We start from the raw sequence: 17,451 nt of genomic DNA, 5'->3' as shown, positions 1-17,451 counted from the left end.
GTATTCCCAAAAAGGATCTAAAAACCTATCTTCGAATAGCCTATCAGCGAGCCATACAGAAGCATCCCAAGAACAGAGGCTGCTCAGGCCATGATTCAGACAACACAAACCTATTCCGACTTAAAGTCGAAGAGAGATGAAGAGAAAGTGTTTAATTTCTTAACTGCCTTCTACACTAACCTGTCAGGTACAAACGACTACAGACATTTAAACCTCGAAGCCACTTCTTTCCGGCTTCAAATGCATAAGCCTTCATCGTCTCCAGACGGCCAACTGCCCGATAAAAACGATTATTCCATTGCATGGTTTTCAGCCACTCATCCGGATCAATTTCCAGTCTTTCAAGAATACGAGGGATATGCGACGGGATGGAACCTTTCTTATCTGTCCTGACAATGCGGCCACTCCAGTCAACCAGTTCCAGATAGTCGTGAAGAAGGTAGGGAAGGGCAACGTCCGTATTCTGGCCCTGCGAACAAAAAGGTTTCAGGGTCAGCGGCTGCTTTTTAGTCTCAGAATGTGTAACCTGCTCCACGCGTTCCTGAATCGACGTGTAGTCTGATTCTTCCGGTGTTTCCACCTTTCCAGCCCGAATCGGATTCAAGTCAACATAGGTCATGCAGGTCAGTAAGGCTGCTTCGTCCAGCAATGCCTGGCTTTTAAAACGACCTTCCCAGAAGCGTCCTTTACACTCGTCTTCTTTATTGGCCTCACGAGCAAGATGTTCATTCAGGCAGCGCATAAACCAGCTGATATCCGTTAAACGACGCCGGTATTCCTCAGCATATTCATCAATACGGGCCAATTCAGCGCTGCCCAGTTTGTCAGCGGCCAGATGCCTTTGCACCAGAAGTGGACCTCTGAACAAGGTCGTCCAACGATGCAGCACTTCATTCCGTGACCAGCTCCTGGCAGATGACTGATTGATGTGCAAAACCACATGATAATGATTCGACATGACAGCGTAAGCGCAAACTTCGATAGCAAAGACTGAAACCAGTTCCTGAAGTTTATCCACCACCCATTGGCGGCGATGCTCGTAGTTCTTGCCAGTCAGGTGGTTCTCTCCACAGAGGTAAGCCTGACGAACACATCTTGCCATGCAGTGGTAATAAGGCGTTGAGCCGGGGTCAATCAGAGTATTGCGGGCCTGAGCCATGAACTCACCTGTCTGGGTAAAAAATCAGTGATGGGTGAAAAAGTAGACCAGGTTGATGGTAAAAAAAATTTATGGGTGTCTTTTTTTATTTTCTTTATGGGTGTCTTTTTTTCTTTAGGTGTCTTTTTTTCTCTTTTTTTCTTTATCAGGTCTCTAATGACTCATAAAGCGAGATCAAATTCACGCTGCTCAAAAATTCTTTGGCGATGGCTTCCAGCTTACTGGGTTTGAGCACCAGAGCATTACTGACGTTGAGTGCTTGCCTTAAGTAGGCATCTTTAAACCTGTGCTCACATTCGCGAGAGCTATCAATTTCAGACATCATGGCGTATAGCTCTTTTGGTGAGGATGGAGCATGAGTGCCATAGTTGTCGCTCTCCTGAGTCTCAGACCCTATGCGAGCTTCGGCCCAACAATACATTAAGCTACTGCCTTTCGAGTGTGTTACTCCATACAGGTAATGACAGAAGGCCTGTTGAATCGCTTTCTTGCATTTGTCTTTTAAATGATTCAAAAGTTCTTCGTCCTTTAATGACGAATTAAGGGTCTCTAAACTAAGGGTGTAATTATTCAGGAGTTCATTCCGTTTTTTCTCATATTCCTCTTTTTGAGCCTGAGATTGTGTATTGCCCCCAGCTTCCCTGAATGCTTTGTTCAATGCTCGCACGTTATTGGCGCATTGATCACGGTTTGCATGATTTTTATTGATTCTTTCCAATACCTGCTTCAAATCGGGGGTGTTCTTAATTTTTAGTTGAAACAGGGCTTTGATTTTTTCATTACTCACACTGTCTTTCCAGGAAGGTTGCCCCAGGATAATTACCGGACGGTGGTTTGTCTGCCCTGAGATGAACTTCGAAAATGCGGGTTGTTGCGCCAGCATTCGTTCTATATCAGGAACTCCCTCAGGTTGTTCCGTCCAGGCACTTTTTACAGATTGACTGGCAATGTTCTCTTCAAGCAGTCGCGAAAACCCGCCATGACGATGTTCGACGAACATGACATCACCTTCTCTCTCCAGGAAGTCTTTATAAGCTAACTGCCATACCTGGTTATTTTTTTCCCTGGACAAAAATTCCTGATACCACTTTTTCAGGCAACGGGTGGCTTTAACCTTCAGTGCATCGATTTTTTGCAGACGCACCAACAGATCGTGATGTTCATGAGCCCCCACCATATCGGTCGGCAGTGGATCCAGCCAACCCAATGTCAGTGCTTCATGGGCAAGGCGAATAGTCGAACTATTTATACAAGGGAATTTCAGTATATCCACTATTGCACTCAACCACTTTTGTGGGCTTACTCCGGCCTGAACAATCAATTTTGAATGGAGTGACTTGAGTGGTTCAGTGACCTGATCTTCATGCCTGAAGATCAATAATTCTTTTACTGCTTCTGACACAGGTTTAGGGTTATGCCTATCGCCGCGAATAATATGACTGGGAGGCAGATTCTCGTGACCAGTCCAAAGACTATTAATGAGAGATTTATCGTCGTAGTCGAACCAAGGCTTACTATCGGGAAATCCATTCTTGCGATTGGGGTGAGTCTCACTACTGAGCAGTTCATGCTTGACATCGCTCAATTCTTTTGTATCCAGCGACTCAATCATTGCGACGCCCAATGAAAAACTGGCTAAATCTTTTCGCCTCCAAAGTTCCTTCAGTACTTCGAGAGTGTCTAGTTGGGATACCGGCAATGTAGTGTCTTGCTCAAGGGCTTTGCTCAATTCCTCAAGGCTCAAACCAATGGCTTGAGCCAGAGCTGCCTTTTGTGCTAAATCAGCACCTTTCAGGATATCCTTGATTTTCTTCGACTGAGTGCCAGAACCTCTGACCTGCTTGCGAGGCTGGAACTTGGACAGGATGTTTATATCCCGGGTAGGCGCCCCGCCCAAATCCGCTGACTCCCAGGTTTGGCCTCTATCTGCAGAAAACTCTGCAAAGGCATGGGTATAGCTTCTGATTTTCCGACATGGAATCCCAAAATAACGACAAAGAGCAACAAACACAGGCACACGATGACGACAGCGCCCCTGCCGTTGTGTTACCAGGAAGTGAAAGTAATTTTCCGTTTTTTTCGGCTCAGCCTTACCGGAAAACTGTTTACAATAGTCCCTGATCGCCATAATGCGTTGCCTTGTATTTTTGGCGTCTTTTATGTTCTGCAAAGGTATCTGTACTTCGGTTGGTTGCCCCTTAATGTTATCAAACACTTCCTTCAGTACGCTTCTCATCCCTTCTGAACAGCGGGTGTCAAAACGTGTTGATTGTGCGGGTCGGACTTCTTCAACAGGTGTTTTTTTGCCCGCTTTTCTGGATTCTACGATATAAGCCAATTCAATATTCTGGTTGTCTTTGGCTTCCGGAATAAACAGTGTGTGAAGTCCGGTATATCGATCCCTGAGCAGGGTATATGAAAAACCGGGTTTTATACGCAGGGCCACGATATAGTCTTTAGTCGTCAGGCTGGGCAATTTAAGTTGACCATTCTTTGATGGCCAGGTAAAAGTTGCCAGCGTTTGATCTCTGGCCAATATCACTTCCTGGTCAGGCTCTGGCAACCTTGCAGGTACGAGGACTTCGGCTCCCTGTATGTGTTGATCATTAATACTGATCTGTTTGACATTGCCCTCAGGAGACACATAAACATCCTCTGCCCACAGGCGCATCATTGCGGAAGGAAACTGCGTCGTATCAAAAATTTTATATTCCTTAACGGTTGGCCTTTCCTGGTTCTCATAATTCGTTTTCTGGTCCAATTTCGGAGCCTTTTCCAGGTGGGCCTCTGGAAGGTATTTTTCAGGAGTTTTATCAGCGCTGGCAGCCAACGTTTTGTTAACAGGTTGTGGTTCATGGTTCGTTCTCTGATCCAGTGCCGGAGCCTGTTGCTCCTGAACTTTTGGCATGTTTTGTTCAGGCGCTTTATCAGAGCTGATAGTCGATACTTCATTAACGGGTTGTGGCTCACGGTTCGTTCTCTGATCCAGTGCCGAAGCCTGTTGCTCCTGAATTTTTGGCAAGTTTTGTTCAGGCGCTTTATAAGCGCTAACAGCTGGAGTTTCGTTAATAAAATCGTCTACCAAATGGTTCAGCAGACCACTGATTTGACGCCAGAATGCAGGCCACCATTGAACTTCACCGGCTTCCCATGCTTCTATCCGCTGATCAGCTGTCTGAAGATAAGGCTGGTTAATAGACAATTTCAGCGTTTGTGACTCTTCTTCCGTCAGGGGGAATAGGCTACTGGCGTCCACGCCCGACTGGCCAAACTGACGATCAAACCAGCATTGCTGCCAGTGTCGGTAAAGTGCCCGGGTGAGAATGTCGTCCGACTCGTCCGGCTTCAGGGAAAGACCGGATGCCTGCCATTTTGCCTGAGCTATCCCCTTGATGATTTCCGTTTTGGCTTCCTCCGGAGTCAGTTGGGTCTTAATACGAATTTCATGGTTTTTTTCATCAATACTGTTGCAATCACTTTTTCGTATCAGCCACGGACGACTAATGCCCGATACCGTTTGATTGAACCAACGGCAAAGTCCGGAACTAAATTCACTTTTCTCCATGGCAAGAGCCGGTGACTCGTGCAGTTTCTCCAGTGATATATCGGCGGCCATCAGGTAAAGCCGGTAGTGCTGATTGAGGCATTGATGAACGGCTTTTTCGCTAAAATCGCCTCCTGCGAGGACGGCCCTGGCGACATTTTGTAAATCGAGGCTGGTCGGCTGCAATGGCAGTTTTCTGCCTTGCAGATGAGCCCTTAAAAGACAATGTTTTTCTGTTAGCTTTTTAGCGGCGGATGTCCCTTCTGAGGACTCTGGCAACACTTTCCCGGCGATGGTTTGTAATTCTGCCGGGTTGTATTGCCGGATGGGCAAATGTCGAAAACGCCCTTTCAGCGCCGGTGATAAGGGTTTTCGCCCGCTGTATTCTGGCGGGTTGATGGTGGCGAACAGGTGGAAGCCCGGATGGGCGTCACCGGCCAGAATATCGTTTAACTCACCTTCCAGATGTTGGCTGTCGATCAGGTTCATTTCTGAAATCACCACGATGCCGCCTTCCAGTTTTGCTTTCTGGATTACTTCACACAGTTGCTCCCAGGAACAATCACAGGCATTCAGTAGATGGACCTCTGGCATGGGTTCTTGCCTTAGTCTGGCCCGCTGTTTGGCGCTTTCAATCACCAGGTTCAGCGTGGCATCCTTACCCCGTCCGGCCGGGCCTTCAATCAGGGTCGCCTGACGGCCATCGTGTTTTATCTTGCGATGATAAGCCTGCTGACAGCGACTTAAATCCTGTCCAAGCTGTTGCGCCAGTTCAATGACTGCCGATCCGGAGGTATCAAACTCAGGTCGGTTTTTGTCGGTGTATTCCATGAAGGGCTGCTGTATATCATTCAGGTTCTGTGTACGAACTTTGTCGTTCAGGGTGTTGTCCAGTTGATAACGGGCAGCAAACCAGATTTCCAGTGCCAAAAGGGCATCCTGATGAGTCTCGGTGATTTCAGGACCCAGCACATCCCGAAAACTTTGCCGGATCAGACTGTTCACTTGCTTACAGCTAACACTGTCTCCTTTAGATAATCCACGGTCCAGATACCAGCCCACCCAACTGCAGATATCCGTTAAATCCCTGGGGGTAAACTCATGCTCGGGCAACAGTTCCTGATAGTACCGCCAAAGTGCCATCACACTCTCGGTGGCTTCATGTGCAATCTTGTTGATTTGGTCGTAGTCCTGCAGATGCCGTTGTAGCTGCCTGACCAGAGCCGGTTCCACTACTCTGTCCCGAAGGAAAGCCTGGTCCAGGCGGGGATAGTAAGCCCTGGACAGTTTCTCTTTCAGGGCCGGGTCGAGCTGGCGCCCGGCGTAATGATTCGGGTTACCGGTGAGAATCACCCGGTGTTTTGGGCCGACCTTGACAGGTTGACCGTCTATATAGATACAGGGTTCTGGTTCCCATAAGCCATTCAATGATGCCAGCAACCCTGCTTTGGCCAGGTTGGCTTCATCCAGTACCAGGGTGACATAGTGTCCGTCTTTGTCGGACGGGGTATTGGCCCATTCCATCAGAGCCCGGTTTTGCTGTGCCATAGAGCGATCGCCATCGGCGTACTTTTTCCAGTACCAGTGTTTCATCAGGGTCTGTTCGCTGTCGGAAGGTCCAAGGGAAATGACCGCAGCCTGTCCTGAGGCCTTTGCCATTTTGGCGGAAAAGTAGCTTTTCCCGGTGCCGGTTTCTCCCTCAAGGAATAGAACGGGAGAGTCCGTAAGCCGGTCATGGAGCCGGGATAATCGACGGATTTCACGATCCTCCTGACTCATCTCGCCGTGATAAAGATCCTGGGCCAGTGCTGACAATGGCCTATAAGCAAAACCCGGCTGTAGCGAATCGGACAGTCGATTTTCTATGCGTTCAATGCGTTCTGCGGGATTCTCTGTGACATATTCTCCTCTGGCAATGTGGAAACAATCGATGGCCAGGGCGTGAATGGCATCGGATCGGGTCTGCCCCGGTAGTAAAGGTAAGTGCCAGCCGCAAGCCAGTGCATCTTGCAAACGTTTAATCTGCCTTGCTGGCCTGATGGCCAACGATTGCCAGGGCTTTGCTGCCGCCGGACTTATTTCCAACTGATACGCTATGGCATCTCGTTGATGTTCGGGCACATGGGCCAGAATTATGGCAGAGAGCCTGTCGAGAACGTCTGCTTCACTCCACTCTGGAAATGGACTTTTATAGGACAGTCGTAATTCGTTACCTTTAAATACTGCCGGGTCAAAGGCTCTGGCCAGTGACCACAGGTTCTGTTCCACAAACACTCTATTCAATGGCAGGGCACTGTTGATGATGGCGTTTAACCGATCCGGGTCTACCGAGGCGGTTTGATCCTTATCCGGTTTCTCATCAGCATCCGGCATCTTATCCGGTAACAACTGCCAGCAGGCCACTTTCATAAAATCACGCACGGACTGATGCTGGCGGGTGCCATGGGTGACGACGCTATCGATGGCCTTGCGCCAGTGGCGAGGTAAAAGCTGTGAGGCATGGTCAACCTGCTGTGCTCGTTGGGCTGCCAGTATCAGGTTATTCAACAACCCTTTGGTCATTTCAGGCAAAGGGTTACAAAGGCCGCAAGGGACGGTTTCAAACGCTTGGTAAAGTTGCTTAAGCGCTTGTTCTGGCAGTTCAGTCCGAGAGATACCATGCTTGTGAGCATTGATATCCCAGAGATCGACCTCGGGACACGGCTTACCCGCAGCAACCAGCGAACGAAATACTGGCGATGGGCTTATCGCAGACTCAGGCCAGAGCAGGGTGACATGAGCCCGGGGGTAGGCCTGTAATTGGCCATTGACCAGCAGAGGCTGCCCCATCATCAGAGGTTCCAACAGCTGCGCCAGGGATGGATTTTGTTCGAGCCCCAGGAATGCCACTGGCTTGCCAGCAATTAATGCCTTCTGCAAGTTACTCTGGCGTCGTTCAAAATACGCCTTTTGTTCTGAGGTGATATAGAGATTATCAAATAGCTGACTTAAGCAAGTCTGTTCATTGACCCGGATGACCAGAGGTGCTCCCCGGTGATCATTGATCCATTGGCTTGCCTCGGCATGTTGCCGATAAGTGACTGCGTCAAAGGCATCATGATTTTTGATTTTTTTCTGTTGCTGTTGGCTCCCGGACCAAGGGCGCTCATCTTGTTCTGTCAATCCCAGGGCTTTCGGCTGCTGTTTCCAGTGGGCTACCTCAAGTCCGGGCTTCAGGCCGGTGGTCGCGCGAATAGTCGCCAATGAGCCCAGTAAACGAAACCAGAGTGCCTCAGTGAGGGGAGAGGTTACGGTGACGACACCACCCGCTCGAACCTGTTCCAACAGACAGGTGTTAGGTACTGCATAGCCTTCCGGGGCAATGGCAATGGGGTTCAGCCATTGGGCAATATTACTCTGGTTAATAATGATCGGTTTTCCTGGTGCGTTCTCTCTATTGTCATCTTCTTTGGCGCCTTCTCTGATACGAGAGTGGGACAGACTTTGGAACAGTGAATGAAGCTCGTCATTTCCTACCGGCATTTGATAAAACTGAACATCGTCGGGTAACGGACAGATCTTGCCATTGCTTTCAAAATACTTTTTCGCCAGCATCTGCCGAATCGTCTGTTCAAAGGCCAGATCACGGCAGTTGGCCCCTTTCAGAATCACCCGTTGTCCAGCTTTCAAACACTCAAGCCTGCCGGGGATGTGCCGGATTCGCCCCTCTTGATCCACTCCGGGACCGCCCAGGAGCAACTGTCGCCAGTGACCGTGTAAATGACAGTCAATTAAAACGGTATTGTCGTCTTCCATAGCACTTTCGGCAGAGGGGAGTTCAGTCAATACCGGAGGAACTTTATCGATATCCATCGATGGATCATTGCCGGTCTGTGCCTTGAACTGCCAGGTATTTCCCGGACGATTAATTCGCCGCCAGAAATCGGCACCCGGAGCGCCGGCCGCCGATGCGCCGTCAAGCCTGCCAACCGACCTCAACTGTTCAGGGTCTGCCAGGACCAATAGAGAAACATGCCCGCCAAGGGGGTGTTTTTTCTGGCTGATTTTGTCGTACAGACAGGGGGTATCCGGGTCCAGTAAATCGTTGAATTTGGGCAGTTCTTCGTTGGTGAGCTGTCGGATATCCATCACCAGAGTGAATGGCTGTGAACCTTCAAACAGCTTGCCCGAGCGCAAAGTATGACGACCCTCTTCGGAAATGCTCAGCCGACTCACCAGGTTAGCCTGTGAGAGGTCATCGGGGTGGGAAATAACAGTAACATCTTCATTACAGGTTATGGCAGTCAAAAGCTGCCGAACTTCATCATCACTGGCGACAAAACGAAAATCGAAGGAATGAGTCGCCTTTGGCAGCGAGGAATCCGTTAAAGAAACGGTTCTGACTTTGTCAGGCACCGTCTCCAAAGATGGCGATCTTTTTAGTTTGGACCTTACTTCAGAGCAGCTTCTTACAGTCTTCTCTTGTTCTGATAATAAATCCAGCTTTGCTCTCTTGGCTGCCACGCCATGCCCGCCATGATCAAGAAGGTTAGGATCCAGAGCGTGTTTTTTTGTACCTTCATCAATCTGACCATCCATAGTCAATCTCCTTACTGCGATCTGAAGAACCAAGTTGAAGTTGTTATATAATTTGACCTTAAGATTAAACGTAAGTTCCATTTAAATAGAGAGCCGCAACCATGGCAGATGCGACGGCCTCACCTGATTCAGTGCAGCCGAACAGCAGGCTGGGCAACCCTATAGAGGGGTAACAGTCAAAATCGAACTTTAATCCCATCCTAAGGTCAAACAATCAATCAGTTTCAATACAGTTCTTCAAAAGACATCAGGAAGGGAGATTGACCATGGATGGTGGAATAAGGGAAATAAACAAATCGGTTTTTGATAGTGGCTCTGATACTGGCGTACCATCCAAGAAACCAAAGCTGGAATTATCAGCAAATGATGTCGGGATCTGCTCTGATGTCATGGCCAAACTCAATGTATCATCACCTCAGATTCAGTCACCTGACACGGCAAGAACCGTATCCTCAACAGATTCCTCATTCTGCAAGACCCCTCATGCCTTCGATTTTCGTTTTGTCACCAATGATGATGACGTTCGTCAGCTTTTAGTGGCCCAGACCTGCGATGAACATCGGGATGTTACCCTTATTTCCCATCCCGATGACCTCTCACAGGCTAACCTGGTGAGCCGTTTGAGCATTTCCGACGAGGGTCGCCACACCCTTTATCCGGGCAAACTGTTTGAAGGTTCGCAGCCACTCACCCTGGTGATCGATATCCGAAAGCTCACCAGCGAGGATCTGCCCAAATTTAACGACCTGCTGGACCCGGATAACCCCTGTCTGTACGACAGAGTCAGCAAGGAGAAGCGCCCCCTGGGCGAGCATGTTGCTCTGCTGGTGCTGGCAGACCCTGAACAGTTGAGGTCGGTTGGCAGGCTTGACGACGCACCGGGGGCTGACTTCTGGCGGCGAATTAATCGACCGGACAATACCTGGCAGTTGGACGCAAAAACCGGCAATGACCCATCGTTGGAGATCGACGAGGTTCCACCGCTACTGGCTGAACTCCCCTCTGCCGAAAGCGTAATGGACGACAATACTCTTATAATTAACTGCCACTTGCACAGTCACTGGCGACAGTTGCTGCTGGGTGGCCCCGGTGTGGATAAACAGGGGCGAATCCGGCATATCCCCGGCAGGCTTGAGTCATTGAGGAGCGGACAGCGGGTGATTCTGAAAGGGGCCGACTGGGGAGACCTGGCCTTTGAACAGACCATTCGACAGATGCTGGCGCACCAGTGCTTTGAGAGTAATGGGGAGATCTGTCCATTACCCGACGATGTTCAGTTTTATCAGATGCCGGTTGGCGATGACGAGCTTTATTCACTGTTCCAAAACCTGTCACATTCTCATGAAAAAAACTGTGAAAAAGAACTTTATAAAAAGCACGCACCTCAAAACCCGATCATCATTAACCGGGATAATATCAGGGACTGGCTGAGCCCCATTGCCATTCACCCGGAAGGCATTGCAGTTCCTAATACCAGCCTGCTGGAACAGGTTCGGGCCGGTGGTGCAGTTACCGTCACCTCTCCCCTGACTGAGGCTCTCTGGTTTCGTTTGCTGGGTTCATTGCAGACGATTCGCGAGACAACCGGCGTAGAGCCGCTGCTTCAGGTAGCTCATTCAAAACATCAGCCGAAAGCTTTGGGATTGGCAGAAAATAATGAGCAGCCTCTGTCTTACCTGCAGGAAAAAATGAGGGCTCGCTCCGCCTTTAATACCTTTACCTATCAGCAAGCTGCTCAGGCCAGTCACTGGCTCAATAATCATCCGGAAGCCCCTCTGGTGATTCGGGTCAATGAACAGACCAGTTTCAGCCAGCTATTTGATAATATCCATATCAGCTCGGAACAAAAGGCCTATTTCGGACGCCGTCAGAGTAAATTGCAGGAGGCATTGACCGCTGGCAAGCCGGTGGTATTTCGGGGGCTGGAAACCAATCCAATTCTTCAGCAGCTTCTGGAGCCTCTGGTTGCTGGCCAACCTCTGTTGGTCAATGGGCAGTTACAGGCTTATCCACAAGCTCATGTCACAATGCTCTGGCCTGAGTCTGTAAAAAGCCCATCTTCAATATTTCGTTCGATGGTTGCCAAGGGTAAGCCCTGTCCTGAGGTGGATCTCTGGGAGATCAATGCCGTCAAACATAAAATCTCCCGGGCTGAGCTGCCAGAACAGGCGCTTAATAAACTTTACCAGGCGTTTGAAACCGTACCTGCTGACCTTTGTAACCCGCTACCAGAAATGACCGAAGGGTTGTTGCATAACCTGATACTGGCTGCCCGGCGGGCACAGCAGGTTGACCAGTCCTTACAGCTTTTACCCCGCAACTGGCGCAAGGCCATCGATAGCGTTATCACCCATGGCACCCGGCAGAACCCATCAGTACGGGATTTTATGAAAGTGGCCTGCTGGCACTTGTTACCGGATAAGACGCCAGATGAGGATCAAACGGCTTCGGTGGACCCGGATCGTTTAAACGCCATCATCAACAGTTCCCTGCGGTTGGATAGAAAGTTTGTCAGGCAGAACCTGTGGCAACTGGCCAGAGCCTTTGATCAGGCAGTATTTAAAGGCATCGAATTACAACTGGCCTATGAACATCCATTTCCAGCATGGGGCGAAGAAAACGTTCTCGACAGGCTCTGTGCCATGATCCTGGCCCATAGGCCTGAAAAACAACGAGATGCTTTAGCCTATCAGTTCGAAATTGATCCGAAGGCAGCAGAAGAACATCCACCGTTAGCCATCAGACCATCAAGACAGATTAAACGTTTACAGGATGCACTGGCTTCTGGCTGGCAGTTAATTTTGCCATCGGGGCAGACCCGATCTGATGCCCTTCATGCTTTGGCCAGCGATTGTTTTCATGGGGCCAGAACAGCGAATTCCAAGACAGAAGACATTGAACGTATAAAACGTCGACTGTCTGAATCACTGATATGGCAAGGCTCCGCCGATATGCCCTTGTCAGCACTGGCCCGGGATCTTTATCACGGCGAGATAAGTCAGAAGGATCGTGAAAGTCGTCGATTATCCCGACTCTATGACCGGCTTACCGACTCTCCTGTTATCTTCCTGCAGGGAGAAACCGGCACCGGGAAAAGTTACTTTTCCGCCAAAATGGCGAAAGCTTCAGGACAGGCTTCGGTGATTTCTCTTGGACCTTCCGACAGCGAACAGACCCTGATGAAACGCTGGCAGTGGCAACAACATGCCGATGGCGACCGCTCTATGGTGCAGCAAAACCGGGCGTTGATGGAATGGGCCAGTACCGAATCCGACAAAGACGCAAGCTGTATTGGAGGAGAGTACATTACTCTGGTTCTGGATGAAGCCAACCTGGCCCAGACCGGATTGCTGGCATCATTGAACGGTTTATGGGAACCGCAACCCTGCATCTATGTGAATGGTCATCCTGTCAAGGTCAGCCCAAAACACCGGGTGATTCTCACCGGTAACCCCGATCATTACGCCGGGCGCCAGATGGACCCGGCCCTGAAAGAGAAACTGCCGACAGCTTACTACCCTCGCCTGGACCAGGCATTCCTTCGGGACAGAGTGGTGGAACCAGCTCTCGTCAAGCATTTACAACGGCACCTGCTGGAGCATCAAATAAACGACATTGCACACAGAGCCAGCAACAGCTTGATGGCGCTCTGGCAATATTATCAGGAACTCTTGCCCGAGCATGAGTTTACCCCCAGGGATTTAACCGATATCTGCAGTTGGGTGGGTTGGTATCTGGATCGTGCCCTGCCCGCTCGCGGCAGTGTGACCTGTGAGCAAATAAACAGTTTGATCCAACACAGTTTTCGGGACGTACTGGGGTCGGAAATCACCGAAACTCATCAGGATGCCCTGTCGGCACTGGAAATCTGGTTTGCTGCCCGTTACCAAATGAACAATACCCTGAGCAACAAAGTTCATGACCACACCCTGCAAGATATGCAGCAAACCTTCAGTACAGTCAGCAGAGAAATCCGACCAGACTTTGATACCTCCGGATCGGCAGTCTGTGAGCTGGTGCAATGGCTTGGACAGGATTTAAGCCGCTGTCAGCAGGCTTATCACCTCAACAGAAAACACGGCGGTCGTCAGGCAACACTGATTGAAGGCCCGGCGGGACGGGGCAAGGATGCCACGCTCAACCTGGTGATTGAAAGTGTCAGACAGGAGGCTAAACGACAGGGAGAGTCCATGCCGGAAGTCTATTACCTGAATGCCTGCGATTGTTCCTGGGACAAAGTGTGTGAAAAGATCCAGAAGGCCAAAATTGAAGGCGGCATCGTGGTGATTTCGGAAATGAACCTGATCGACAGCCAGCATCTGGAAGGTGAGTTGAACGATATTCTGGCCGGTGACGCCCATCCGGGTTTTCACCTGTTTGCCACCATCAACCCGCCTGAGTACAGCGGACGAAAACCCTTATCACCGGCGCTGAAAGGGCGTTTTCGGCATTTGCCGATCCGGCAGTATAACCCGGCAGAACTGCAGGCCATTGCCGAAAAAGTGTTGCCACAGGACCCGCAGGGAAAAATCGCAGCTAAATGGTTGACTGAGAAACACTGTCGTTTAAGAGCTTACCTGCAACGGAGAAAACTCCCGTTGCAGCCAACCAGTCTTGATCTACAGAATGTCGCCAGAGCGGTTAACAGAGGGGGTGATTTTAGCGATAAAGCACTCCATCAATACCTCAATCAGCACTACCGGCTTTATCTGATGGCCGCCAACAGATCGCTGAAGAAACTACCCGATTTAACGACTCTTGCCATGGGTAAAGGAGCGCCTGAGCCTGAGCTGAGCCATTGGTTCTACCAAACGGTATCGGGCATTGATCGTCCCTGGTTGATTCGACTCAGTGATCGCAACAGCATTGATGAAAAACACCATGAAATCCGTATTAATACCCTTCTGGATAAAGAGGAAGCCAAAACGGAAATTATCAGGCTGGTGGCCCAGGCCAGATGGCTGAAATCCGGTCTTTCCCTGAAGCCGAACCAGTCGGACGATATTCTCAACCGGGCACTGTACCGACACTGTCAGCAACACTGGTTTAACCATGAGTTTGAGCGGACAGGCGTGGATGCTAATAGCGTCTTTCCCCTGACGGAAGAAGAGGAACAAACGCTGAAATTACCCGCTTCTCAGCCTTTTCTTCAGGAAGCTGAACGGCGGATAAGTGCATGGAACTCCAATGCCATTCAATTGTGGCCTGGGTTTTGGCATCAGCTGATGGGTCAGCCAAGCCATTGGGTTGAGGTTTCTGAAAAATACAATTCAGAAGTCCACGAGAAACAGGCTCCGACATTGGACCAGAGCACCAATTATGAGAACCGGCAGGTGCCAAAGGTTATCGATTATAAAATCTTTAATAGTCGGCATCCGTCCCATATGTACCGCTGGTGGGCAAGGGATATTAATGTCACTGTTGAGGGTGACGTCGAACTGATCGACATGAGTGATCAGGACATTCAGAGAGTCGAACCCCTCACGCCTGCACTATTGCCAGAGTATGGTCAGGAAGTGACATTAACCGGATATCAAACGCTGGCGACCCTGAGTTTGCGATCAAAAAATGGTCAATATGCATTGCCCAGCCTGACGCCTGATGACTATATCGTGGCCTTGCGTACCAAACCCGATTTCGACTTTAAACTGGTCAGGGATCGATGTACCGGGCTTCACACACTGACTATTCCAGAGGCCAAAGCCAACCAGAGTATTCTGATCGCTTATATCGTAGAAGAGAGAGAACCGGGCATAAGCTCGCCTGATAAAGAGGCCCTGTCAAAACGATTAACAGCTTCTGACACCCACTGTTCAGAAGGCATGAAAAAGGTACTGAACGATTTGTTTTCACCCACCAGCCAACACCCAACCGAATCACAGGAGCTTTTGCAGGCCATAAAAAACGCTAAATCCAAGCTACAACGTATTTGGGCGATCAATCACTATTGCAGACAATTTTCCGGTAAGTCTGAACCAGAGGAAAGTCAGAATTTCTTTCAATTCCTGGTAACAGAGCGGCAAGGTAGCTGTCGTCATCGTGTGCCTGTTTTTGTTGCTTTGTGTCGTTACTTTGGGATTCCCTGTCGGCAAATAGACAACTCTGTCCACTGCTTTGCCGAGTATTCCGAAGATGGCGGCCAAACCTGGGTATCGTTGGATTTAGGCGGGGCCCCTCTGCAGACAATAGAAATCAGACCTGACTTCCAACCCACCGGGAACTTCGGTAATTACGACAGGGCATCAAAGAAGATCAGGAATCTGCTGAAAGATCTTCTGAAAAGTGCTGATTCAGCTCAACAGCAAGCTCTGGCCATGGTGCTTGGCATGAACCTTGAGGCACTGAAAATAGCCCTTGAGACAAACCGTGCATTTCGGCAAGCCCATATGACTGTTTCCGAAATGGTAGAGAGACTTTGGTTGCAAAAAGATTTAGCCGGATTTTCCATGGGCGTCTTAATGCTGGAGTCACTAGCGACAGAAGCATTGGGCGATGACGAGAAGGCATTGGCCGGTTCTGGATTTGGAAACGTTTATGACGAAAGGCCGATGTCGGACGCAGTAAAAGCAATATTGTCCAACAGTGATGAAGATCAGGTCAGTGAACCACTCAAGTCATTACACTCAAAAATCATTGTTCAGGGCGGAGCAAGCCCTCACCCGTGGTTGAAGGCAATGCTGGATATTCTGAACTCAGCCGGACCTTCGGTTATTCTCTTTGCCCGTGAGGCCATGGCATCGGGTTGGCTTGATCCACTGCCGTACGATAAGAATTATCCCAAGCTGGCCCGTAAACTTCATGATCAATTGGTGGGTCTTAAATACTTCGATGAACTGAAAGTTGAAGCCGACCATTGCCTGAAAAAGTGGTATCAGGCGTTCTTGTCCAGGGAAAAAAATAGCCAGTCATGGCAATTGTTTTATAAACGCTTGCGAAAGAAAACAAGTGATATCTCCACCTTTTTCATCACTCATGGTCATGATGGGTTTTCGTCATTCCTTGAAGGTAAAATTACCAACTCATCCGTAGAGACCGCCTGGACGGACAATCCTGAGGGCATTCCGAATATAGAACGAATGCTGGTGCACAACCCTGCATTTGTGCAGTTAATTTCCGGCAAGGCAAACCATCGTCCGGTGATTATCACAGGAAAACCTGACTGGGACGAAACATTGATCAGAGACAAGATCAAAGCCCTTTGTCGACAAAAAGTTGAGAAACGCCCTGACTTGCAGCCGTTAGGGGAGGAAAAACTTGTGGATAATTTAAAAGACAAGTGCAAGCAAGCGATTCAGCAGGCCTACAGTCATTATCTGTATGAATTAACGCACTCGAAAGGCGGTAGTTTAACGTATTGCTGGATTGATGCTGTCAGCTGGGGGACCAAGGATAGAGGCAACTATGGCACTCACGATCCCTCTTCACCAGGAGAGCTTTACAGCATGATGTCAGAAATAGATACCTATTCCTCTATATACGACAGTATTGAGTATACCTACCTGAAGCAGGCACTCAACGTCACTAACGCTCTGGTGCTCGGACCCGTTGATATGACAAAAATTGCCGAAGAGTTTTTGAGCACCGTGAATTTGAATTCGCTTTGTGACGCACTGGATAGCTAAATGAATCCCGGCCTCACTCCCGATGTTCTTCCGGTACCCTGACTCTTGCCTCGGGGCTCGTACTGACTGACCTATGTTGTTTTTGCTAGTCGAGCTTATTGAAGATCTGGATTAGCATGTCTTCAATCTTGTCAAAACGTCGGTCATGATCCTCTAAATACATTTCAATCTTGTCAAAACGCTGGTCAACCTGCTTGAAACGCTGTTCAATCTTCGCAAATTTCCGGTCATGTATTTTCAGATGAATCTCTAATTGCTGATGTGTCCGAAGCATAAACGATAGGGTATCGCTCAAGCTTGCGGTCACTTTCTCCCATTTGTCTTGCCGTTCTTCCAGTACCGTGACTCTTGCCTCAAGGCTCATACTGACTGTCCTATGCGATTTTTTGTTTGAGCGTTGAGAATAGCAGTTGAAAGGAAGGCTGCAACTTGCTCCCTGTTGGAGTTTCACCTCGTTCCCAGGCTCTGCGTGGGAGCAGGTAAACAGCAGGCTGGACAACCCTACAGAGGGGTAACAGTTAAAATGGAACTTTAATTACACCTCAAGG

At 49.3% G+C, this 17,451-nt stretch carries 4 protein-coding genes; 1 reads left to right on the top strand and 3 read right to left on the bottom strand.

Annotated features, from left to right (window positions below):
- Positions 1-175: 175 nt before the first annotated feature.
- Complete coding sequence (locus ACOJUO_RS03755) at positions 176-1,159, bottom strand: transposase (protein WP_422138968.1); 984 nt, start codon at positions 1,157-1,159, stop codon at positions 176-178.
- Positions 1,160-1,304: 145 nt separating this feature from the next.
- Positions 1,305-9,281 (bottom strand): AAA family ATPase, encoded by a 7,977-nt coding sequence (locus ACOJUO_RS03750; RefSeq protein WP_422138967.1) that lies wholly within the window; start codon positions 9,279-9,281, stop codon positions 1,305-1,307.
- 266 nt (positions 9,282-9,547) lie between these two features.
- Between ACOJUO_RS03750 and ACOJUO_RS03745 the strand changes: the two genes are divergently transcribed.
- The gene (locus ACOJUO_RS03745) at positions 9,548-16,903 is read left to right on the top strand and encodes an AAA family ATPase (RefSeq protein WP_422138966.1); all 7,356 of its coding nucleotides are present in this window, start codon (positions 9,548-9,550) and stop codon (positions 16,901-16,903) included.
- Positions 16,904-16,988: 85 nt separating this feature from the next.
- Here the strand turns inward: ACOJUO_RS03745 and ACOJUO_RS03740 are convergent, their stop codons facing one another.
- Positions 16,989-17,267, bottom strand: a complete 279-nt coding sequence (locus tag ACOJUO_RS03740; RefSeq protein WP_422138965.1) for a hypothetical protein — start codon at positions 17,265-17,267, stop codon at positions 16,989-16,991.
- Positions 17,268-17,451: the final 184 nt, after the last annotated feature.

Source organism: Endozoicomonas sp. ALC020 (assembly GCF_049275935.1).
Classification (GTDB): Bacteria; Pseudomonadota; Gammaproteobacteria; order Pseudomonadales; family Endozoicomonadaceae; genus Endozoicomonas_A.
This window is presented reverse-complemented; position numbering and strand designations above follow the sequence as displayed.